We start from the raw sequence: 24,034 nt of genomic DNA on the forward strand, positions 1-24,034 counted from the left end.
AAATTCATTAAAATTAGATAAATACGATGAAAAAACGCATTTCACTTATTTTAGGCAGTGGTGGTGCTCGTGGGCTTGCGCACATAGGGGTAATTAAAGCGCTAGAACAGCACAACTTTGAGATTTGTTCCATATCAGGGTGTTCAATTGGTGCTTTAATCGGTGGTATTTATGCGGCAGGTAAGTTACCTGAATTTGAGAAATGGATTTTAGAAATAGACAAATACGATATTGTGTCATTGCTTGATTTAGCGTGGGGCAATAATGGGTTGGTAAAGGGCGACAAAATAATCAACACCTTAAAGAAAATGGTAGGGGATATTACGATTGCCGAGTTACCAATTAGCTACACGGCTGTTGCGTCTGATATTTTAAACGGTAAAGAAGTATGGCTAAATTCGGGGTCATTATTCGACGCGATCCGCGCATCGATTTCACTTCCTTTGTTTTTTACACCGATTGAAACCAATAATAGAATTTTAATTGATGGTGGGGTGCTAAATCCTGTGCCGATTGCGCCTACGTTTAATGATGACAGTGATTATAAAATAGCGGTTAATTTAGGCAGTGAAAAAGCAACACCACCAGAGCCCATCGAAAAAGTCGAAACCCATGATGATGCATCCCCAATTTCACGTTTTATTGATTCATTGCGATTTGATAAAGAAGAGAAAGAGGTGAATAAACTGGGGGCTTACGAAGTAGCTGATAAAGCATTTGATGCCATGCAGTCTCACTTAGCTGCTGCTAAATTAGCGGCATATCCGCCTGATGTACTGGTTGAGATTAGCCGTAATGCCTGTGGCACATTAGAGTTTGATAAAGCCGCTGAAATGATTGCGCTTGGCTACAGTACCTGTATAAAAGCGCTTAAAAATAACTATTTACTGATTGAGTAATGTGTAACCCAGAGGGCCTTAACACAGCCTGTAGTAGCACAAAGTTAGCGATTTAAAAGCACTAAAACAGGTGAAGAATTGCACAATTTAAAATGGGTTTACTTGATTGTAGGTTAAATATGTATGTTTTGTTGTGTTTTATGGCCAAAATACGCGCACTTAGGCCAATAAGCGCTATTATAAATGAATGGCAAATATAAAGTTATAGTGCCAGGGCAAGATCGGACTTGATAAGCATAGGTTAGCTTTAAAGTACTTTGATACGACAAAAGGACTATTCCGTATTATGTGTTTTATCGTTAATAATTAGCTATTTCAGCTTGTTACGGGTTTGGCTTTGCTTTAAAGTTCGTTTTGTAATGTTAAGAAGTTGTATTAAATAAGATCAATTTTTTCTTCTTTGAATATGCTTTGTGTTTTACACTGTATTAATGAAACGACAGCAGTGATGGCTCGTTGGTTTACTTCTCATATTCTGAACGGATTCATGTGACTAGGGTTTAATTTTTTGTTTCATAAAGTCTTATCTTTTGTTCTTGTGTTACTCTTTGCATCCAGCAATGCGTTTACTGCGGAATATAGCCGCTATCTGAAAAATTACTCAGTTGAAGAAGGGTTATCGCAAAGCTATGTCAATCAAACTCTGCAAGATAACTATGGCTACTTATGGGTTGCCACAGATTATGGCTTGAATCGTTTTGATGGTTATGAATTTGAAAAAATAACGGGTCCTGACAACGTATTTGCAAACGATGGCATTATTGCACTCCATTCGCTAAAAAATGGCAGTTTAATTGTTAGCACTTATTATACAGGTGCGTATTTTGTTGATCCACTTACGCTTGAAGCCACACGGTTTTATGACGGTAAATTAGTTGAAACTAAAGACGAGTATTTAAGTATAGAAAGTGTTATTGAAGTAAAAGGTGACTTGATATTAGCAATTGGTCGTCATTTGGTTTCGTATAGTGTTGCAAATAAGCAATTTAAAATCTTGTTTTCATTAAGTGAAAAACAAGACCTTATTCGCGCCTTATTTCAAAAAGGTGAGTACATTTATTTTGGTACGTCAAAAGGCCTTTATGTCTATCACTTAGAAACTGGTGGGGCTGGGCTAACCCATCATAAACCCTCTAGCATCAAGGATACGGATGATAACAACAATGTAAAATACTTAGCATGGGATCATCGCCTAGGTTTATTGATAGGCACGGTTGAAGGGTTGTTTGCACTTAAACTCGATGAACAAGATGCTAAACCCATGCAGCTGATTCCCGATTTAAATATTTGGGGTGTGGTTAGAAATGCAGATGCATTTTATATTGGCTCTGAAAAAGGGTTGTATCGCTTTGATCCAATGTCGTTTGAATTGAATCTTCTTGCGCAGTATTCAAAACGTCACCCATTAGTTAGTAACGACGCTATTAAAGACATTTATCAAGACGACAGTGGGCTACTTTGGCTTGCGTCTGAGTCAAAAGGTGTTTATTACTGGCATCCAGATTTACAACGATTTTCAAGTTACAGCAAAGCGTCTGGTATCGATTTGTCTAATTCATCGGTGACCGATTTTATTGAATTGCAAGCAGGTACGCTATGGGTTGCAACCGAGAACGGCCTGACAAAACTAAATACCGAAACAAAAGAGACTAAACATTTCTTCGTTGAAGATAACCCCAAAAATAAATGGGGAAAGCATTTTATTCAGTATATTTTTGACGCAGGTGATGGAAAAATTTGGCTGGTACACAGTGAGGGATTGACGCTTTTTGATACTGAAAAAGAAGTTGTTGTGCCGACAAACTTATCTGCAGAGGTTAATAAAGAATTTACTGAGCTATATCCTTACGGTGTTCACCCACTAGACAAACATCGTTTGATTTTTGTTAGTTACAAAGGGCATTTTATTTTAGATACACAGAAAAATACCCTCACGTCTCTTAAGAATCTTGATAAACACTTTGATCCTGATTTATCAATTGGCTTTATGAAAAGCTTCGTTGATGAGTCTGGCGTGCTCTATAGTGTTGGTGGTGCGATTTATCAATATAACTATCAAGAAGATACATTTGATTTAATTCATCAACTCGAGAATTATCAAGTACACGACTTTAAGTTTGTATCTGACTGGGCACGAGATGCAGATAATACAATTTGGATTGCTTATAACGCACACGGCATAGTGGCCCTTGATGATAAATACCAACAACAAAAAGAGATTACCTTTGCCGATGGTTTGCCTGATAATCGATTATTTAGTGTCACGCAAAGTGATAACGGCGCACTGTGGTTTAGTTCGCAAAGTGGTTTAATCAAATATGATAAAGACTTAGATGCACTTAATCAGTATACCCACGAACAAGGGTTGATAAGTGATGAAGTCTACAGTGCGCCGCATAAATTAAAAGATGGCCGCATTGCGTTTACAACACCCGCGGGCATTATTTTATTTAATGCTGAAGAAATTGAAAAAACTCGAAACGACAAACCGGTCAGGTTGCTTGATGTCGAGGTGAAATCTCGCGATGAAAAACTGACGTTATCAGGCTTAATGGAGCCGCAATTATCGCTAGAACATGATGATTTTGGCTTGAAGTTTCACTTTTCTAACTTTGATTTTGCCAACCAAAAACAAATAAAGTACCGCGTTGATTTACAAGGGCCCAGCAGTGTGGTGTATGAACATTACGGTAAAAATAACATTGAGTTTACCCGCTTGTTGCCCGGTGATTATACCTTTAACGTAGCAGCCTATTCATTAAAAGATGGCCAATTAGGCACGCCTGAAACTTTTTCATTTTATGTAAAGCACAACCCATGGACATCGCCATATGCCATTGTTGGTTACATTATTCTGTTTCTTGGTAGCTTTACGTTAATTTATATTAAGCGCGTTAAGCAGCAGCATATTCTGCAACAACTTCATAATGAATCGATGGCGGCGAAGCAGCGTGCGCGCTTGGCGCTTGACGCAAGTAACAGTGGTGTATGGGTTTATAACAGTCATAACCAGCAATTGGATCAAGAACGCATTGTGTCTGACTTGGGTTATGAGCGTGAAACGCTTACTAGTCTCAATGATCATATGTCACTTATTCATCCTGAAGATCGTATTCGTTTAGAAGCAAAGTGGCGGGCATTTTCAAGTGGCGCGACCAATTTATGGGACGTTACGTATCGTATGCGCGCAAAAAGTGGCGAATGGGTCTGGTATCGAGACTTAGGTAAGCGCTCTAAAGAAAGTAAAAATGAAGAAAACCCCGTTTATGCTGGGACGTACACCAATATTAGCGAAACCAAAAATAAAGAGATCCAAGCGCGACTCTACGGTGAAGCACTGCGTAAAATGAACGAGTGGCTGATTATTTTAGACAGCAAATTCAAATTAGTTGCGTCAAATGAAGCGTTTAATAAACGCTTTTCAAAACATGCAGAAGATGCGACTCAAGATACTTTATTGGCGTTATTTGATGAGCAACGCCAAGCATTTTACGTTGAGCAATTAGCCAGTCTTAAGGTTGGCGAGCATTTACGTCGTGAAGAAACTTGGGTGTTTGATAACGAAACCATTGAAGTATTGTTATCAATTTCAGCGATCGGTGAAGAAAGTGTCAGTAACTATGTGGTTGTTGTGTCGGATTTGACGCAGCAAAAAGCAGCAGAGAAGAAACTTACACAAATGGCTAATTTTGATCACCTAACGCAATTAGCTAATCGTAGTTTAATCAACGATCGTATTGAACAAGCCTTGCTGCATGCTCAAAACAAAGTCGTTGCGGTGTTATTTATAGACCTTGACCGCTTTAAACAAGTGAACGATTCGCTTGGCCACAGTGTCGGTGACAGATTATTAGTTAAAGTTGCCGAGCGCATGACCTCGGTTGTTGGTGAGCAACACAGTGTAGGTCGTCAAAGCGGCGATGAGTTTATTGTGTTATTTGAAGATGTGGTTTCGCCACAGGAAATTAGCCAATATGCTAACGACCTCAACAGTGAACTTGCCAAACCTTATAAAATTGGCGGTAACACGGTCAATATTAGTTCATCAATCGGTATCTCGTTTTATCCATTTGATGCAGAAACAACTGAAGAACTAATACAAAAAGCAGACATTGCGATGATCCACGCGAAAAACAGCGGTCGTAACTGTTATCGCTTTTATACTGAGCAGCTTAATAAAGAAGCGCGCAACCGTATGTTGCTTGAAAACGAATTAGTTAACGCGGTACAAAACCGCCAACTGACTAACTTCTATCAACCTATTATTAATACGCAATCACAAAAAGTAGTGGGTGTAGAGTTGCTATTGCGCTGGTTTAAAGACGGTGACATGATTTCACCGGGTGTGTTTATTCCGTTGGCTGAGCAAATTGGGCAAATTGTTGCGATCACGGAAGTAGCGCTTGAAACAGCGACAACAGAGCTAGCGTCATGGTTAGCAAGTAATGAAAACCGCTATCTATCAATTAACTTATCTGCACTACATATTACCCAGCCTAACTTGGTTGAGCGATTTGTCACTATTTTAGCCGACAACAACGTATCGCCACGTCAAATTCGCTTAGAAATTACCGAAGGTATTTTGATTGAAGATACAGTGAACGCCCTTGAGCAACTAGAGCGCTTACAAAAAGCGGGCTTTAAACTGTATTTGGATGACTTTGGCACAGGGTATTCGTCGTTAACTTATATCAATCAATTTCCAATTGATGTGATTAAGATAGATCAGAGTTTTATTCGTCAAATGTTATCCAGCCGTACAAACCAAGCAATTGTACAAACCATCGCAGATTTAGCGAAAAATTTAGGCAGTTACTGTATCGCCGAAGGGGTTGAAGAGCTTACGCAGGTCAGTGTGTTAAAACGCTTAGGCTGTTATAACCTTCAAGGTTTTTACTTTGCCAAGCCGGTACCAGCTACTACCTTTTTAAGTGATGAATTCCAAAGCGATGTATCACGTAAAATCAACGCCTGTAAAAATGCGTAAAAAAAGGGGCTTCAACGCCCCTTTAACACGAAGGGAGTGTTTAGTTTAAGGTTTCAGTGATCACGGTATCAATCACATGGATAACACCGTTAGTAGTGTAAATATCGGTAGTCACCACGTTAGCCCCTTGCACTTGCAGCGCAACTTGTGGCAGTGACACTTTCCACCAAAGATTATTTACGCCGTCACCTTTACTTTCACCTGGTGCCATATCTTGTGCATAAAAATATAGCGGGCGACCCATAAAGGCTGCTTGTTTAGTACCATCTGCTCTAGTAATAAGGCTTAAGCCTTGAATGTTATCCACCATACCATCATCGACTAATACTGGCGGCCAAGCGTCTTTGCAACCATCTACGCAAGTACTTGTCGATTGGCCTAAGTCGTTATCGAAAACATACAGTGTATTTCCGGCGTTTGTTGAACCTGCGCCGCCGACAAGCATTTGCATTTCGGCGTTATAAGCAACTTCGTCACTCACCGTATTGGACGTGCTAGCATAATTAACTAAAGCTACGCTGACATCTTCCATCAATAGCGTGTTGACTGTTTTACCATTAGCTGCGTAGGCACTAACAGAGTCAATTTCGCCGTCTACAACGTGCTGTAATAAAACGTTTGTTAGTGCTGTGTTATCAGCTAATAATACTGATAACGCGTCGTCAGGGATTTTATCAAACGCCGCGTTAGTGGGGGCGAAAACCGTGTACGTTTTGCTTTCATCAGCGAGTGCATCAACTAAGTTTGCCGCTTGTAATGCGCTTACGAGCGTTGAAAAATTAGGGTCATTTACCGCAACTTCTACAATATTTTGTGTCGGTTCGCCTTTCATCGATGGAGGTAGAATTACTTGGTCAACAACATGAATAATACCATTACTCGCTGCAACATTGGCAGCAGACACTTTTGAAGCATTTATGTATAAGTCAGAACCAGAAAGTGATAAAGCGGCCATTTGTGTATTGGCCATTGCCACTTTGTTATCGTCGCTATTAGCAATTGCTACGGCACCATCAGACATCACTTTCGCATCAGCAATAACGTGGTAGAGCAACACATTTTTCAACGCTTCTGTATCGGCGAGTAGGGCATTCAGCGTACTTTCAGGAAGTTGTGCAAATGCAGCATCTGTTGGTGCAAACACTGTGTACGTTGCCGATTCGTCCGCAAGTACGCTATCAAGTCCCGCAGCTGCCGCAGCGATTAATAAGGTATTAAATGATCCAGCTTGTGAGGCGACATCAACAATATTGCCAACAGGCTCAGGTACACTTACGTCACCGACGATTACCGCGTCAATAACATGAATGATGCCGTTGGAAGTATAAATATCTTCAGAAACAATCTTAGCTCCACCAAACATTAAGCTGTCGGTTTGCGCATTGATAGCAATAGGCAAGGTAGCACCTGAAACTGTTTCAGCTTCCATACCGTTTAGTGTATATGCGGTGATGGAATCGATTTCACCCATCACGACATGTTGCAGCAAGATATTACTCAAAACGTCGGTGTTGTTTAGCAAGGTACTAATGGTCTCTTCACCGAGCATGGCGAAGGCATCATCAGTAGGTGCAAAAACAGTGTACTGTTTTGATTCATCAGCTAAAACTGAGTCTAACCCAGCCGCTTGTAGTGCCGCTACTAACGTATTGAAAGACCCAGCGGCAACCGCTGTCTCAACTATATTTGCCGACGGCATGGTATTTTCTTTCGGTGGCATTAATACAGCATCAATTACATGAATAATACCGTTGTCTGCCATTATGTCGGTTGCTGTAATAGTTACTGTATTGACCAGCAAATTATCACCGTCGAGCGATAAACCGACCGAATCACCGTTAACCATGGTTACTTTTGATCCTGCGCTTGATACGGCCGTTGCCGCATCGACTTTGTCCGCAATAACGTGGTATGTGAGGATGTCAGAAAGCGTGTTTGTATCGGCTAAAAGTGCGTCAACAGTGCCCTCAGGTAACAGCGCAAAAGCAGCGTCGGTAGGCGCAAATACGGTAAAGTTGGCATCAGCGTTTGCAAGCGTTTCGTCGAGCCCCGTTGCTTCAAGCGCAGCGACTAGCGTTGTAAAGTTGCCATTGCTCACAGCAACGTCGACCACTGTTGTTGGTGTGGCAACAGGCGTCGTTGGCGTTTCCACTTTATGATCGTCGTCATCGTCGTTACACCCAGTTACCACAAGCGTTGATGACACTAAAAGTGCTATTTTTAATAAATTTCTCACCTTGTTTATCCTTTTATTTTGATAATTAACTGGCGAGATTTTGTACGGGTTAAAAATTTAACTAGATCAAATTAATGTGAGCTTTCGGTTTTGTTAATCATTTTTAATGAATAAACTAAACGCAAGATGACCTACTATTTGATGTCAATTTGACGATTAAATTTTTGTAATCTTTCAGTTTGTTACTAGACTTATAAAGGAAAGGGCTGGCGTCAAAGATGTTCTTACTTGCAAGGAATGCGACATGCATAAAAATTTAATTAAAATTGCGATTGTTGACGACTCGAAAACCATGTTGTTAACGCTAAAAGCAATGCTCAATGGCCTCGGCTATCAAAATACCGAGACCTTCTCTTCCGCGCGTCTTGCATTTGACGAAATCAAAAAAGATAGTTCAGCTTATCACTGCGTATTAACTGATTTAAATATGCCTGAATTAGACGGTATGGCATTTATTAGGCAGTTAGGTGAAATTGGCTTTAATGGCGGTGTGGCAATTGTTTCAGAAATGGATGAACGTGTTATCTCGCTGGCCGCTGACCTCGCTAAAATTCATAAAGTCCGGCTTATTGGCAATTTGTCAAAGCCAGTTAGCGTTAAACAAATTGAAATGGTGTTAGACCGGCTAAAAACACTCAATGTTGTTAAAATGCAAACCTTGCAATACCTCTCTGAACAAGAACTGATAGAAGCCATTGAAAACCAGCAAATTGAACCTTACTACCAACCTAAAATTAATAGCCAAACTAACCGCGTCGACAGTTTGGAAATTCTTGCAAGAATCGTAAAGCCTGGTCGTATTGACGCCATTTTACCGCAACATTTTTTGCCGACTGCAGTATCACTTGGTATCGAAAATATTATTACCTTTCAGCTTGTTGAAAAAGCCGCACGGCATTATTGCGAGTTGCAGGTGATTTTTGACCACGATTTTAAACTGGCAATTAATTTATCACCCAAACAAATGCAAGATTCATTTTGCGCCGAGCAAATGGCGACCATCTTGTGTGTAAATGGTTTAGAGCCAAGCCAATTTATTATTGAAGTAACCGAAGAATATGCGTTGCGTACGCCTGAACAACTGGAAACGTTAAACCGCTTGCGCATGCATGGTTATGGTATTGCGCTTGATGATTTTGGTACGGGATTTACCAATTTAAATCAATTAAGAACCTTGCCGTTTACCGAGATTAAAATAGACAGATGTTTTATTTCGAGTATTCGTGATGATAAATTTTCTCAGGTAATTGTTAAGTCGCTTATCGATATTGCAAAAGAGCAAAAGGTAGAGCTCGTTGCGGAAGGCGTCGAAGATATTGAAGACTTAGAATACTTGCGCCAAAGTGAAATTGGCATTTTGTTACAGGGCTTTTTTATCTGTCGGCCAAAACCCATTAATGAAGTTGTGCGTTGGTACAGCAAATGGAAACAAATCTCCGAAAAATCTATCTCTTAAAGACAAACTGCGTTAGTGTAAGTGTGTAAATAGTAAACTAAAACGATTTTTAGTCTTTAAGGATGAAGCGCATGAAATACCGTATTCTCAGTACGTTGCTTGTACTAAGCTCATTTACTGCCACAGCTAACAATTCCGCTGATATCGCCAAAAAATTACAAAATCCTGTTGCCGATATGATCAGTGTGCCAGTACAGTTTAATTACGACCCGAATATTGGCCAGAACGAGCAAGGTGAACGTTGGTTAACTAATGTTCAGCCTGTTGTACCGTACGATTTAAACGATGATTGGAATTTAATCTCTCGCACAATTATTCCCATAGTAAGTCAAGACTTTGGCTCGTTTCGTGAAGACGGCATTGGCGATATAGTTCAAAGCTTTTTCTTTTCACCTAAACAACAAACCGACAGCGGCTGGATTTGGGGGGCAGGGCCTGTTTTAATGTTTCCGAGTGCCTCTGAGCCTATGTTTGGTAGCGATAATTGGGGAATAGGCCCAACGGCGGTACTGCTTAAACAAAGTGATGGCTGGACTTTTGGTGCATTGGCAAATCACATTTGGGGTTTTGGTGCAGATAAGGACCAAGGCCAGACGGATGTAAATGCCACTTTTATTCAACCGTTTATCGGTTATACATGGCCAAGTGCAACCTCAGTATTCTTAAACAGTGAAACAACAATCGACTGGGAAAATGATGTAGAGTCGGTACCAATCAATTTGGTTGCCAGTCAAGTGATAACCATCGGCGATAATGTATTTAGCCTTGGTGCAGGCTTGCATTACTGGGCAAAAGGCCCAGAAAATGGGCCTGATGGAATGGGGGCGCGAATTATGATTACCTGGTTAATTCCGCAATAACCAATCTAAAAATGTAAACTTTTGCATGGTACGGTTAACGAATCACCATCCAGTGATTCACTTTTTCATTTATGTAGCCGCTTTGTCGATACGCTTTATTGATTAAACCGCGGCTTCGCAATTCTTTTAAGCCCCGTTGCACATATGCAAATATTTCTGAGTTGCCCGCGGCTTTTGACACAACAAAATGCCTGCTACCGGGGAGCTTAACTTTCAATCCATGAATTGGTACAAAGGTTTCATTGTCTTGTGAAAAACTCAGGTCGTCGGTGTTGTAAAATGTCGCAAGCATAACATCGCTTCGGCCTTTCATAATCATATCGGTCATTTGTGTAAATTGGCTTACGCTATCTAAATGAGCAAAACCAATTGCCGACATGATTCGCCAATCAATTTGCCAGTTTTTATTGGAAATGGCGTTTAGGCGTTGTAAGCCAAATTTGTCATTTACCTGACGTGCGCGTGTGTTATTTTGATGTACATAAAAACCTGCCTCGGCTTCACCATCACGTAATAACGGCCTTGAAATATAGAGATTATCTTTAATGGGTAGAGCGTCGCTTAGCCAAACTCCGGTAACGCTTAAATCAAGAAGTCCTTGTTCGAGCAGACGCAAGCGACGTTTATAGTGATCTGCTTGCACTAATTCAATGTTGCCACGAAATCCACCAAAGTGAAGCGCTTGTAACAACAATACTTGCTCAACAACATCGCGATACGCAAACTCGCCTGAGTAATCATCTATACTGCTAATTTCGCGACCCGCAATAAATTGTTCGACATGTTTTTGGCCTTCTAGCTGAACACCAATTCTAAGCGTTTCTTTTGCCCCAAGCGAATACGTATACACGATGCTTAAAACAAAAAACCAATATCGCATTTTAAATCCTTTAAAATTTAAACTACTCGTAATTCGAGTTGTATTTGATTAATTTATATCGTTTTTTGGTTAAGTTGGCTTAACTTCAGTTTATTTTTGAAAGGTCCATTAGGGAGGTAGAAAAGTCCCTGTGTAATAATCGCGCAATATACCTGTGCTTTGTTTAAATATCAATGTGTTGAAGGCTGATAATAACGTTATTTTCAACGCTTTTTTCGTTTCGTATTGCTGATTACTTGCGCGTTTTGTCGTTTTAGGGCAAAGTAAACCTACTTTTCTTATTGGAGCAAGCGCCGACATGAACAACTAACTCCCCAAACAATTTTAACTTTCTGTTTAATGTTAGGGATTAGTAGGCGTTGCTTTGCCAATTTTTCACTGAAAATCAATATTGACGCTAAGTACAATTATGCTTAGACGTTTCTCGCAGGTGATGCTGATCCCTTTTACTTGGGTAAAAGGATGGTCTTATGCCACATATTTCGATTTCAAATTTTTCATACAGCGTAGCGCAAAAACACATTTTGAAAAACGTATCTCTGCAACTAACACCTGGCGTTTACGGCTTAGTGGGTAACAACGGTAGCGGTAAGTCGACACTTATAAACGCAATAGCAAAGCTTGATGGTTGTAATAACACGATTAAAGTCACTGGCAAAACCGCTATTTTTTCACAGCTCAATGCTATACCAAATTGCTCGGTTGCAGGCTATTTGGGTATTGCCGATAAACTAAACGCGTTGTCGCGCATCAATGCGGGTAGCATCGACGTTAACGACTATCAAACGTTACAAGATGATTGGCATTGCGAACGAGATACAATAGCACTGTTAACGGCACTTGCATTACCAAAAGACCCGTTCATATCGTGTAATAAATTAAGCTATGGGCAGCTAGCTCGTTTAATGCTACATCGGTGCTTTAACAGTGATGCAGATATTATATTGTTGGATGAGCCAACCAATCACCTCGACCTAAATGCCAGAAGATGGTTAAGCGGCCAGATTACAGCCTTTAGGGGCATTGTGGTTATGGCAAGTCACGATGAAAATCTGTTGGATCACAGCACGCGTACATTGCACGTAATTAATGGTACGGTAAATGAATACGGTGTTGGCTATCATCAATTTAAAGCACAGTTTAATGCCGAACAAAAAGCACTGAGAGCGAAGCAAGAGCACATTAAACGCGAACAAACGCAATTTAAGCGCATTGCACAACTAAGCTTAGAAAAAGCACATCAGCGTGCGGCCCAGGGCAAGCAAAAAAGAGCATCGGGCAGTCAGCCTAAAGTGCTACTCGATAGTAAAAAAGAAGCTGCGTCCAAATCCCATAGTCGACAAGTGAAATTGCAAAACGCGCGTATTGATACATCAAATAAAATGTTGCGTGCGGTATGCGATGATCAGGTTTTAAACGAACCAGTCACATTCCACATGGCCGATATAAACACTCATAAAAATAAGGTACTGGTTAATATAAACAACTGGCAATGTGAGTTTAATCATCATCCACCACTGAACGCTACCATTAAACAAACAAGTCGTGTTTGGCTTCAAGGCCGTAATGGTTCAGGAAAATCTACCTTACTTAAAAACATAGCGAACCTGAGTAAGGCAAACCTAACAGTTAATAGTAATTGCGATGTGATTTATCTTGAACAAAACTGTCGCTGGCTCGATCAATACAGTGATGTACTGACCGCAATTATGGCTTTGACAACAAAGATAAGTGAACAAAACGCGCGTACCTTGCTCGCGTCTGCTGGGTTTCGAGGCGATAGCGTTTTTTTACCTGTTGAATCACTAAGTGGCGGCGAAAAAATGAAGCTGGCGATGCTATGCGTAAGCCACGCAAAAAAAGACGCGCTATTGCTACTTGATGAACCTGATAATCATTTGGACATCGCTGCAAAAAACGCATTGGCGATTTCGTTAAAAAACTATCCAGGCGCGTTTATATTAGTGAGTCATGACACCCAGTTTGTTGAGCAAGTTCGGGTGAATATGCGCCTTGATATTAATTCTGGTAGTGCTATTGAAGAACACGAATAAACGTGTAAAGTTCAATAAGTTATCATTGTTAAATTTTACCGCATTAAGGAGATGCAATGGAAAAGCATGATAGTGGCTTTGATGAAGCAAGTTATGATGATAAAGCGATCCGTTTTAGCCATACTGTTATTCGCTTTTGCGTAAAAATACTCGCAATTTTAATGACGTTGCTCATTATTTGGGGGGTGTTAGATGTTGTCTACGTGATGTACATGAAATTGAGTTCACCGCCTTATTTCTTACTATCAATTAGTGACATTCTTGCAGTGTTCAGCGCGTTTTTGGCTGTATTGATTGCAATTGAAATCTTTATCAACATTGTTATGTATCTGCGTGACGATGTAATACACGTTAACTTAGTAATCGCGACAGCATTAATGGCGATAGCGCGAAAAGTAATTGTACTCGACTTTACAAAACTCGCCCCTGAATACATTTGGAGCACAGCAGGCTTAGTACTTGCGCTTGGCGTTACCTATTGGTTGATTGCAGTAAAGGATAAGAAAAAAGCCAGCTTATTGTAACGTAATAACAGCTGGCTTATTGTAGTGAAAGCGGCATATTTAAGTCGCTTTCACTCTTATCTATTCATGCGTAACGCTTTGGTTTTAAGATTTTCCGTTTTCAGCAAATTTTTCTAACGTTTCACCACTCATACGATAGCCAATCCACTCATGCTGAGGCTCAGCGCCAAGTGATTCATAAAATTCACGCGATGGGGTATTCCAATCTAAGCAACTCCATTCAAAGCGGCCACACCCTTTTTCAACAGCAATTTGTGCTAAATGCTGAAGTAACGCAATGCCCGCGCCTTTGCCGCGGTATTCAGGTGATACGTACAAATCTTCAAGATATAACCCTGGTTTTGCAAGCCAGGTTGAATAGTTGTAAAAGAATACGGCAAAGCCAATGGCGTGACCGTCTAATTCGCAAATTAAACCGTAAACACCAGAGTGCTCAGAAAACATGCTCTGTTTGATGGTCTCTGGGGTTGCTAATACTTCGTGTTCTGCCTTTTCGTATATTGCTAACTCTTTAATAAAGTGCAAAATTGTATCGACATCGCTTAGTGTTGCCGGGCGAATTGTTAAGCTCATTGAAACCTCATCGTTTAAACTTTTTTGCTAGTTTAAGATTAACGCGCTAATGAAACCAGTGCATAATAATCATAAATATATGAAAGGTGCTCATGGTATATGAATCTAAAACAGTTTGATCTGAATTTACTTATTTTATTTCATAAACTCTACGTAACGGGCTCGGTTAGCCAAGCCGCAGATGAGATGTGTATTAGCCAGTCTGCATTTAGTCACGCCTTAGCACGCTTAAGAAAAAGCCTGAACGATCCACTTTTTATTCGTGAAAACAATTATATGCAACCAACAGAGCGCGCGCACTTATTAGCTCAGCATACAGAAAAAGCGCTGCCGCTTATTGAACAAGGCTTAAGTAGTGTGACGCCTTTTGAACCGTTAACAAGCGAAAAAACCTTTCGTATTGCTGCAACCGACTTTTCAGAATTTTGTTTACTACCCAAATTAACCAAGCACTTTGCCACCGTAGCGCCTAAGGTTAAATTGCAAGTGTTGCCTGCAAGCCCGTTGCCCGTTAAGCAGCAATTATCACAAGGTGATTTGGATTTTGTCCTGGGCTTTCAACATCAAGATAGTGAAATGGAAGGCGTTAGGCACTTAACCTGGCTAAGTGATGAGTATGTAACTGTAACGTGTAAACATAATACGCATGTTCAACATCAAATTACGCTTGAACAATTTTTGGCGCATAAGCATATTTTAATAGCACCGTGGGGTGAGAATGCCGGTGTGGTTGATCATGTGCTTGCAAGCTTAGATTTGGCCCGTGAAATTAGCTGCCAACAGGCAAGTGTGTTGGTTGCGCCGTATTTAGTGCCTAACAGCGAATATGTACTAACCATGCCTAAACGCATAGCAACCTTAGTGGCTGATAAATTGCAATTACAGGTGCTTAAGCCACCAATTCATATTCCAAATTATCATTTACAGTTGTATTGGCATGTATCCAAATCAAATAATGCAGCAATTAATTGGTTTGTCGGTGAAGTTGAGAAGTTATTTATTGAATCGTGATGTAATACCAATTCACTTAATACCAATTCACTTAAGTAGCAGAACATCCTAGCGGGCTAAATATCATGCTAACTGCGTTAGAATTTATCAATGTAGAATAACTACATAAGAAAAATTCCGCCTTGTTACCAGTTCATTTATCCAGCGCTATCTCTGATCACAGACTTAACAGAATTGGTATAAGTCGTTATTCATCCTAGCGGACTAAATGTCAGGCTAACTGCGTTAGAATTTATCAATGTAGAACAACTACATAAGAAAAATTCCGCTTTGTTACTATGTCATTTATCCAGCGCTATCTCTGATCACAGACTTAACAGAGTTGGTATAAGCTAATAAGCCAGTCAGGGCTTCTGACTGGCTTTTTTATTAAAGGCTAGTTTGAAATTGCGTAAGAGATAACGCTTCTTCTGTTTCCATTTCGCCGCGGTGATCTTTTGCTATTTTTTCATAAAGTAGCGGCAGCACCACTAAAGTAAAGAAGGTACCAATCAACATTCCGGCAACCAAAATAATACCAATGCTATTGCGCGCTTCAGCGCCCGCGCCTGTTACGAGTACCAATGGGAAGTGACCGAGTACGGTTGCACCTGTGGTCATTAAAATTGGGCGTAAACGTGTTGCGGCAGCGCCTTTTACAGCGTCTAGTTTAGATTTACCTTCAAGCTGTAAATGATTCGCAAATTCAACAATTAAAATACCGTTCTTTGCAATCAATCCGATTAAGGTAATAAGGCCAATTTGGCTATAAATATTCACCGTAGTTAATGATAAAAATGGCAACATTAGTGCGCCAGCAAGTGCTAAAGGCGCGCAGCCAAGTAATACAACAAGCGGGTCACGGAAGCTATTAAATTGAATTGTCAGCAGGAAGTAAACCACAATCATTGATACTAACAGTACGCCAACCATGGTATTACCTTCTTTACGAAGTTGGCGTGATTCACCTGCATAATCAATAGAATAATGCTTTGGTAAAACGTCAGCTGCAATTTGTTCAATAGTACTTAAACCTTGCTCTTTGGTGATATGAGGTAAAACACCCGCTAAAATTCGAAATGAACTTTGTTGGTTAAACGAGCCCAATACGCGCGGGCTGGTAAATGTGCGTAATGTTGCAAATGACGACACAGGAATAAGTTCGCCACTACCGGTGCGTATTTTCATATCGAGAATATTTTCAGGGTTATAGCGTTCATTATCGCCAACAATTGGGATCACGCGATAGGCTTTGCCGTCTTTATTAAAATAGTTAACAAAGTTGTTCGACATTAAAATGCTCAGCTGATCATTCACCGATTGTAAATTTAACCCTAAATCGGCGATTAATTCGCGGTCGATTTCTAGCTCTGCCTGCGGTAAATCGATTTTTAAGTCGGTATTAATAAACATAAAGCTGCCGCTGGCGTTTGCTTTTGCAATAATCTCGTCGGCGTATTGCTTCATAGTTTCTGGCTTATCATTCGCGCGCAATACAACTTCAACGTCAAACTGTCCTGCGGTAGGCAATGACGCTGGCAGAATTGGGAACAAACTTAAGCCCGTTACACTGCCTAGTCGACCGTAAAGGTCAAACAGTAAGTCGTGCACCGAGTTTTCGCGTTCTTCATAGGGTGCTAGTTCAACGCCACCAAAACCGGCCGCGGCAGTAATAATTTGCCAGGTAAACTGACCACCTTCAGTCGCGTTCATTACCTCAGCGGTATCATTCATTTTGCTTGAAGTATACGCCTGCGATGATTCAGGCGGCGCTTCAACAACCACTTGTATACTACTTTGGTCTTCAATTGGCGCGAGCTCTTTTTGTGATAAAAGATAAAAAGGTGCCGACAACAATGAAAACACAATAGCGACGAAGAACACTTGAGCACGCCAGTTAAATAGGGTGTCTAATGCGTTAAAGTAGAAATTTTGTAACTTATCAAAGTAACTATTTACTTTTTTCGTTAGTTTACTTTCTTTACCACCTTCTGCGTTAACCCACGCACTCATAATGGGTGATAAAGTAACTGCAACAACACCGGAAATAAGTACAGCAATGGCGAGGGTAAACGCAAACTCTCTAAATAAGAAACCCGTTAAACCCGTTAAAAAGCCAATGGGGGCGTACACTGCCGCAAGGGTTAAGGTCATGGCGATTACTGGCACAAGCAATTGACGTGAACTAATGAGCGCCGCTTGCCAGCGAGGTCTGCCTTCTCGCATATGGCGTGCTACGTTTTCAACGACCACAATGGCATCATCTACTACAAGGCCAACGGATAACACAATTGCAAGAATTGTCAGCAGGTTAAGTGAAAAACCAACCACATAAATAACGGCAATCGCACCTAAAATTGAAATAGGAATGGTGATAAGTGGCACCATAGCCGTTCTAAATGAGCCCATCATGGCAAGAACCACAATGCCAACAAGTAGTACGGTTTCACCCAGCGTGGTAAAAATCTCTTTAATTGAGTCACGCATATAAAGCGTGCCATCGTAGCCAATTTCAATGTGCATACCGTTTGGCAATACTTCATTGATTTGATCTAGCTTTTTATAAAGTGCATCACCAATTACAATTTCGTTAGCGCCTGGCAGCGCCCAAACTGCTAAAAATACCGTATCGTGATCATCTAAACGCGCTGTTACCATGCCTTCGGCTTCGCCAATTTCGACATTGGCGATAGTACCAAGACGAAGTTGCACTCCGTCACTTTCTTTTACGATGAGGTTTTCAAAGTCAGCAACGCTTTTCAATGACGTATTAGCCATTAAATCAATGCGTTGACGGTTGTTTTCACTGTAGCCTAATGTTGCAATGGTGTTGTTAGCTTGCAGTGCTTGAAACACATCAACCGCACTCACGTTATAAACAGCGAGTTTATCGGTATCAAGCCAAATACGCATCGCTGGATCGCGACCACCTTCAAGGGTTACTTTTTGCACGCCATCAATATCGCTCATTTGCGGCACGATGTTACGGGTTAGGTAGTCACTTACTTCGCTACGCGGTAAACCTTGCGATTGCACATCCAGGTAAAACACCGCGTACGGGCTATCGGCACGTACAATTTGAATTGCCGGATCTTCAGCGCCCGTTGGCAGTTCAAATTTGATTTGATTTAATTTAGTCGTGAGCTCTGCTAAAGCATCGGTAGTATTGTGGTTTAGTTCAAGCCACGCAGTTACTTTACTTAGGCCTGCTGTGGTAATTGAATCAACGTAGTCTACGCCAGGAACCGTAGAGGTGACACGCTCAATAGGCTCGGTAACATAGCCCTTTACAACATCGGCTGATGCACCAGTGTAAACGGTATTAATGACTAACGAGGCACTTTCAATTTTCGGATATTGTTGTACCGAGATTTTTTGCGCAGCGTTAATACCCGCGAGCACAATTAATACTGACAGTACAATTGCCAACACGGGTCGATTGACAAAAATGTCCATAAAGGAGGGCTTGTTTTCGTGTAATGAACTCATTACAAGCCTCCAGTGTGCGTTGTGCTTTCAGCAGTTTCTGTGGTGTAAACCAAGAGGTTTTCTTTTAGTTTAAACGCACCTTCACTGGCAATAAACTCACCGGCATTTAAACCACTTAAGATTAATTGTTGGTCTTGGATTTTGTCGCCTAGCTCTACTTTAATTGGCTTGGCGCGCCAATTTTGTTTATCGTCTTTCTCTAATTTATAAACAAAATCACCGAAGTGGCTGCGTGTTACTGCATTGGTCGGTACTGCTACTGCGTCAATCACTTCAATTGGTACAAACACACTCACCATTTGGTTGTGATGTAACTGCTTATTTTGATTGTTTACAATGGCGCGATAGCTTTGCTGGCGTGAATTTATGTCGATATTTGGCGCAATAGCGATAAGTTCAGCTGTTAACGCGGTGTTTGACTTTTGCTGCTTTACCGGTGCAACGCTTAGGGCATCACCAATTGCTAAGCGTGGTAGGGTTTGTGGCACAGCAAAATCAATCCAAATATTATCATTTAAGCCAACCAAAGTAGTGATTTGGCTATTGACATCAAGTAACTGACCGACTTGATATTGTGTTAAGCCAACGCGACCAGCAAACGGCGCTTTAATGGTTTTTTTATTAATAACTGACGTTAAATTAGCCACTTCAGCGTTAGCAACATTGACATTTGCCAGCGCTTTATCCACTTCATCTTGGCTAATGCGTTTTTGCGATAACAACTTTTCAACACGCGATAGGGTTGATTCTGCAAGTGTAAGGCGTGCTTTAGCAGCACTTAAGTTGGCTTCTTCGATACTGGTATCAAGTTTTATAAGCAACTGATCTTTTTCAACTATATCACCCGGCTTAAAACCTACTTTGGTAATATTGCCAGCATATTCATTGCTTACGGTTAGTGTATTCGGTGCTTGCACTTGGCCAATAACTTTTACGGTTTTAATGTGCTGAGTTGGCTGTGCATAGGTACTTTTCACCGATGCGGAAGGTTCAGGAAATGATTCGGCAAAGGCAATCATTGCTTGAATTTGACTAAACTTGGCGAAGCCTAGTCCCGAGATAACAACAAGTATAAGGATAATGGCTGCGAGCCAGCGTTTAATTTTCATACTTTCTCCGTTTGTATTGCATTAACGCAATGTTAATTTCTTTAATTCGTTTTCGATGGTGACAAGTGAGTCATCATCGATGGGTTTCTTCCATGGATAACTATTAAGCAAACGCACTGTGCTTCTAATAATAGGATGATTAAGCGGCAATGGCTCAAGTAATGAGTCTGTGCCTTCGACGATTTCTTGCGTTTGTTTAACCCGTTGTACTTGTTCAAAGCCAACAGTTATAGCCCAGCCACTAATGAGTATTTCTTCAATCACTTCGCTTAGGTTAGGCACATTTTGCAGCTCGCCTGCACTGATGCCATCGGAAAGGGCTAATTTAAAACCTTGTTCACAACAGTTACAGGCGTCGATCATTTTTTCAGTCCAACGACTAGAAGCGCGTTGAATAACCGCTTTATTGGTTGAATAAGATTGCAGTTCGTAATCAAATTCAAAGCGTTGCATGGCTTTAGGGGATATTAAACATACCGCGAGCATTTTTTCTGGCGTTGATAAAGGCAAGCTAAGCACACGTTCAAAAACCTTTGATACGTGATCAAATGACTGATAGGCAAGGGCAAGCACAATATCTTCTTTGCTCTGCACGAACTTATATACAGAACCCATAGAAAGCCCGGCCAAACGCGCGACCTTAGCCATCGTAAAGTCGGTAACTGACGACTCGTTAATACACTGTTCTGCGGCATTTAAGATCATTCTTTCCTGCTCTTGCAGGCTATATTTTGGTGCTGGTGCCATTACTAAACCTCTTGCTCATTTTCTTTTGTAACGCCATTCGAATGATATTCGAATGGCGTTATTCTAATTCAGCAAAGGTTAATGTCAATTAAAATGTTGCGCTTGTTAATTACAAATTAGGATAAGTTATTAGGGTCTAATTAACTTAATATTAATGAAGGTATGTTTGGACGTGTCTTGTTACTTTTTGTTTAGTCGATTTCACATGGTAAAAGGTAAGAAACTGATTTGAATGCACAAGTTTAAATGAAATTCGATTTATATTGCTGTTATCGCAGAGGGGGCGTGAACTTATACTGTTTGTGTACCGTTAATTAAAAATGCTTAGTGTAATTGAAACTTATGGGCTTAGTTGTTTTAAACATTCGTTAAATATAATTTGTGTGGCAAAGTAAATTCAAAATTACCCAATGTTAAACAAACTTAAACTGGAACCCAAATGTCAATGAATTAATGTCGAAAACACGAGCGCTTAATTGTGTCAAAGCTAGATATTAAAATTTGTTAAAATCTAATCTTAAAGGACACTGAAAACAGGCTACCAGTGTCTTTTTTCTTTTCAACTTGCTTCTTTTTTACTTGTTGCGTATTCGTCTGCTTTGTTTGTGTGTACTGGTTTGTATTTGAAGCTTGTAACACTTCATTTTGATTAACCTCAGGTAACGCTAATTGTGCTGAAAAAATAAGTGCAATAAGTGACATTGGTTGTTTCCGCTTTACATAAATTACGTTTGTGGGGCCATGATGCCGATTAAATTAATCCTTGTCTCTTATCAAACTATTATATCGTGAAATATAAGGTTTGGCTGGAAATTGCTTATTTATTTCAATGTGTTAAACGAAATCTTATTTGGTTGTTTTTTAAATAAATAATATTACTTATAGAAAATAAAGTGAGTTATGCTAATATCGCGTTTATTTTTTGTTAACTGCGAGCAACGTGATTTATCAGTTAGGACCTTGGCTTTTTGATAGCGATTTATGTTTGCTATCGAATGATGATACTAAAACGGAATTAGACCCACTTCTTGTTAAGTTATTGCGGTATTTTATTGCACATCCAAAGCAAATTATTTCTCGCCAAATGTTGGTTGATAATGTTTGGCAGCAATCATTTGTTGATGACAATGCGATAAATCGTGCAATGTCTGAATTGAGAAAACAACTCCAGCATTCTGAGCTTGAAGCGCCGCTAATCAAAACCCATTATCGTAAAGGGTATAGCTTACAACTACAGCCAAAAATAATTGAAACTCAAAACACTGAAGTTAACGAAAAAGAGAAACCAACGCGAACGAATGCACGTCCAAATATTTTGCTTGTTATTGGTGTATTGCTGTTGGTTGTTGGGCAACTTTGTTGGTATTTTTGGCCAAAACAAAGTAGCGATTATGTGGCGACAGCAGATTTTAAAACCGAACTTGTAACTAACGATAGCGCGCTGAAATGCTTCCGTTATTTAGTTTTGATAAAGCCTTTATGGCTTACACACGCTCTTATCCAGATACCAAAGAGAGAAAAGTCCATATTAGACGCATGGCGGATAAGCAAGAAATTACGTTAATTCACCCAACAATGATGATTTCCGCATTAGCGTGGCAAAATCAGCAGCACAGTATAATTGTGCAGGCAGTAGATATCAGCTTGGGTAAATGCGAGTTTCTGTTGGCAGATGTATCGGGCTTTACAGTTCGTTCGGATTTTACTCATCTATCAGATTGTAATTACCAAACAGATGGCTACGTAGCGCTCGATAAACAGGGACGCTATTTGTATTACACATCGAGCAATAACGAACTAAAAACAAAAGCCTTGTTAAAGTACGATACAGAAACCAAAACATCACACGCTTTGGTTCCGGCACGCCCTGATTTGTTTGGCCCATCGATGCCAAAGCTGTCGCAAGACGGAAAGTGGTTGGCTTATTTAATTTTTGAGAAAAATAAGCGTGTGCAAGTGTTTTTACATTCATTCGAAACGCTAGAGTCAAAAAGGCTATATCAAAATAAGTCAGCAACGTATTCATTCGCATTAGATTGGGTCGACGCAAAAACGTTGCGATTTATCGATTATGATCAAATCGTAACAATCGATATTAACTCATCAAGTGTCGTTGAACGCTTATCATTACCTGATTTTGTGTTTCCTTATTATATAAGTCACAGAAGCAAAACAGATCTTTATTACACAACAGGTAACACCCAGCATTACGGTTTTAAACAAGTTGATGACTTTGGCCGTGGGCATGATGCGTACAGTATTTATGAATCAAAACACCACTCATATTTTATTCAGTACGATAATCAGCGCCAGCAATCCTATTTTATTTCTAAACGAAGTGGCATACCGCAGGTATGGTATGGTAACAAATTAGGCGTTAAGCAATTAACCCATTTTGAAGATAAAGCAACTGCATTATCAAAGTTAAAATTAAGCCCAAATAGCAACCATTTGTTGTTTGAACGTAATAACCGCATTGAAATTTTAAATGTAGAATCGGGTAAATTGCGCAGCGTTGATTTTTTAGCGAACAAAGAACTATTGTCGATCATATGGGGCGAAAACAGTAATACTTTGTTGTATGTAGAAAAAGGTGATGATGCACGGGTAAAGCGTTATGATTTTATAACAGAGGAACATCAAACCATATTATCAGTAAACTCATTGTCACTATTTAACAGTAATAATGGTGTGCCTTATGCTGCAACTGATAAAGGCTTAGTTAATCTAGACACTAAAGAATTAGTCACACTGCCTGACAATGTTATTGTCGATTTAAATATGCGATTTAACTCTGTAGATGATTACTTTTACGCAACTGACCGAATTAAAACGGTTTATCGTTTTAAAGCTGGTGATAAAGAAGCCGATGTCAGTAAGCTCAATTTTAATATTCACAGTATGGACATAACAAATAAGCACCAAATATTACTTGGGAGCAGAATTATGAAAGATATAAATATCGAACGGATCTGGTGGTAAAACGCTATTTAACGCTCTGTTGCGTTCAAATATTAAGCTAAATTATATTTTTTCTTTCCACTATAACTTTCATTTATAATGGGTATTATTTGGCTAAATCCTGCTTGTGATATCCTCGTGTTACAATGCCAGAAAATGAATATCTAAAGTGAAGCCGACAGATAAAACAGACTATTGCGTAATCCCATTAACGTGCTTTAATTGGTTGCAAAGTGGTTAGGTTTTGTTTGGTAATAATAACTATTATC

Annotated in this window: 16 protein-coding genes; 9 read left to right on the top strand and 7 right to left on the bottom strand. The window is 40.0% G+C overall.

Annotated elements, in window-relative coordinates:
• Window positions 1–26: 26 nt before the first annotated feature.
• Together C2M30_RS18145 and C2M30_RS18150 are read left to right on the top strand one after the other, a co-directional pair.
• A complete protein-coding gene (locus tag C2M30_RS18145) occupies window positions 27–899 on the top strand; it encodes a patatin-like phospholipase family protein (RefSeq protein ID WP_105172755.1) in 873 nt (290 codons plus the stop codon).
• Between the two features lie 508 nt (window positions 900–1,407).
• Window positions 1,408–5,886, top strand: a complete 4,479-nt coding sequence (locus C2M30_RS18150) for an EAL domain-containing protein (RefSeq protein WP_105172756.1) — start codon at window positions 1,408–1,410, stop codon at window positions 5,884–5,886.
• A gap of 40 nt (window positions 5,887–5,926) precedes the next feature.
• On the opposite strand, the gene C2M30_RS18155 is transcribed toward C2M30_RS18150, so the two are convergent.
• Window positions 5,927–8,122, bottom strand: coding sequence for a fasciclin domain-containing protein (locus tag C2M30_RS18155; protein ID WP_105172757.1), 2,196 nt, complete (start codon window positions 8,120–8,122; stop codon window positions 5,927–5,929).
• Between the two features lie 244 nt (window positions 8,123–8,366).
• Between C2M30_RS18155 and C2M30_RS18160 the strand changes: the two genes are divergently transcribed.
• Window positions 8,367–9,578, top strand: coding sequence for an EAL domain-containing response regulator (locus tag C2M30_RS18160; protein WP_105172758.1), 1,212 nt, complete (start codon window positions 8,367–8,369; stop codon window positions 9,576–9,578).
• A gap of 71 nt (window positions 9,579–9,649) precedes the next feature.
• The gene (locus C2M30_RS18165; protein WP_105172759.1) at window positions 9,650–10,438 is read left to right on the top strand and encodes a hypothetical protein; all 789 of its coding nucleotides are present in this window, start codon (window positions 9,650–9,652) and stop codon (window positions 10,436–10,438) included.
• Window positions 10,439–10,472: 34 nt separating this feature from the next.
• Here C2M30_RS18165 and C2M30_RS18170 read toward each other — a convergent pair whose 3' ends face one another.
• The gene (locus tag C2M30_RS18170) at window positions 10,473–11,318 is read right to left on the bottom strand and encodes a hypothetical protein (protein ID WP_105172760.1); all 846 of its coding nucleotides are present in this window, start codon (window positions 11,316–11,318) and stop codon (window positions 10,473–10,475) included.
• Window positions 11,319–11,788: 470 nt separating this feature from the next.
• Here C2M30_RS18170 and C2M30_RS18175 point away from each other — a divergent pair, with 470 nt between their 5' ends.
• Together C2M30_RS18175 and C2M30_RS18180 are read left to right on the top strand one after the other, a co-directional pair.
• Entirely contained in the window at window positions 11,789–13,372 is a 1,584-nt protein-coding gene (locus tag C2M30_RS18175; RefSeq protein ID WP_105172761.1) for an ATP-binding cassette domain-containing protein, read from the top strand.
• A 56-nt stretch (window positions 13,373–13,428) separates the two neighbouring features.
• Entirely contained in the window at window positions 13,429–13,896 is a 468-nt protein-coding gene (locus C2M30_RS18180; RefSeq protein WP_010558950.1) for a phosphate-starvation-inducible PsiE family protein, read from the top strand.
• Window positions 13,897–13,980: 84 nt separating this feature from the next.
• Here C2M30_RS18180 and C2M30_RS18185 read toward each other — a convergent pair whose 3' ends face one another.
• The gene (locus C2M30_RS18185) at window positions 13,981–14,469 is read right to left on the bottom strand and encodes a GNAT family N-acetyltransferase (protein ID WP_105172762.1); all 489 of its coding nucleotides are present in this window, start codon (window positions 14,467–14,469) and stop codon (window positions 13,981–13,983) included.
• A 99-nt stretch (window positions 14,470–14,568) separates the two neighbouring features.
• Here C2M30_RS18185 and C2M30_RS18190 point away from each other — a divergent pair, with 99 nt between their 5' ends.
• Entirely contained in the window at window positions 14,569–15,480 is a 912-nt protein-coding gene (locus C2M30_RS18190; protein ID WP_105172763.1) for a LysR family transcriptional regulator, read from the top strand.
• Window positions 15,481–15,849: 369 nt separating this feature from the next.
• On the opposite strand, the gene C2M30_RS18195 is transcribed toward C2M30_RS18190, so the two are convergent.
• From C2M30_RS18195 to C2M30_RS18210, 4 genes are all read right to left on the bottom strand, one after another.
• Entirely contained in the window at window positions 15,850–18,948 is a 3,099-nt protein-coding gene (locus tag C2M30_RS18195; protein ID WP_105172764.1) for an efflux RND transporter permease subunit, read from the bottom strand.
• On the bottom strand, window positions 18,948–20,057 hold the full coding sequence (locus C2M30_RS18200) for an efflux RND transporter periplasmic adaptor subunit (protein ID WP_105172765.1): 1,110 nt from the start codon (window positions 20,055–20,057) through the stop codon (window positions 18,948–18,950). The genes C2M30_RS18195 and C2M30_RS18200 overlap by 1 nt, the downstream gene beginning before the upstream one ends.
• 21 nt (window positions 20,058–20,078) lie before the next feature.
• Complete coding sequence (locus tag C2M30_RS18205; RefSeq protein WP_010558955.1) at window positions 20,079–20,804, bottom strand: TetR/AcrR family transcriptional regulator; 726 nt, start codon at window positions 20,802–20,804, stop codon at window positions 20,079–20,081.
• Between the two features lie 504 nt (window positions 20,805–21,308).
• The gene (locus tag C2M30_RS18210; protein ID WP_100915340.1) at window positions 21,309–21,506 is read right to left on the bottom strand and encodes a hypothetical protein; all 198 of its coding nucleotides are present in this window, start codon (window positions 21,504–21,506) and stop codon (window positions 21,309–21,311) included.
• A 238-nt stretch (window positions 21,507–21,744) separates the two neighbouring features.
• On the opposite strand from C2M30_RS18210, the gene C2M30_RS18215 reads away from it, so the two are divergent.
• Window positions 21,745–22,368, top strand: a complete 624-nt coding sequence (locus C2M30_RS18215; protein WP_105172766.1) for a winged helix-turn-helix domain-containing protein — start codon at window positions 21,745–21,747, stop codon at window positions 22,366–22,368.
• On the top strand, window positions 22,341–23,786 hold the full coding sequence (locus tag C2M30_RS18220) for a hypothetical protein (protein ID WP_105172767.1): 1,446 nt from the start codon (window positions 22,341–22,343) through the stop codon (window positions 23,784–23,786). The genes C2M30_RS18215 and C2M30_RS18220 overlap by 28 nt, the downstream gene beginning before the upstream one ends.
• Window positions 23,787–24,034: the final 248 nt, after the last annotated feature.

Source organism: Pseudoalteromonas sp. T1lg24 (assembly GCF_002964745.1).
Classification (GTDB): domain Bacteria; phylum Pseudomonadota; class Gammaproteobacteria; order Enterobacterales; family Alteromonadaceae; genus Pseudoalteromonas; species Pseudoalteromonas spongiae.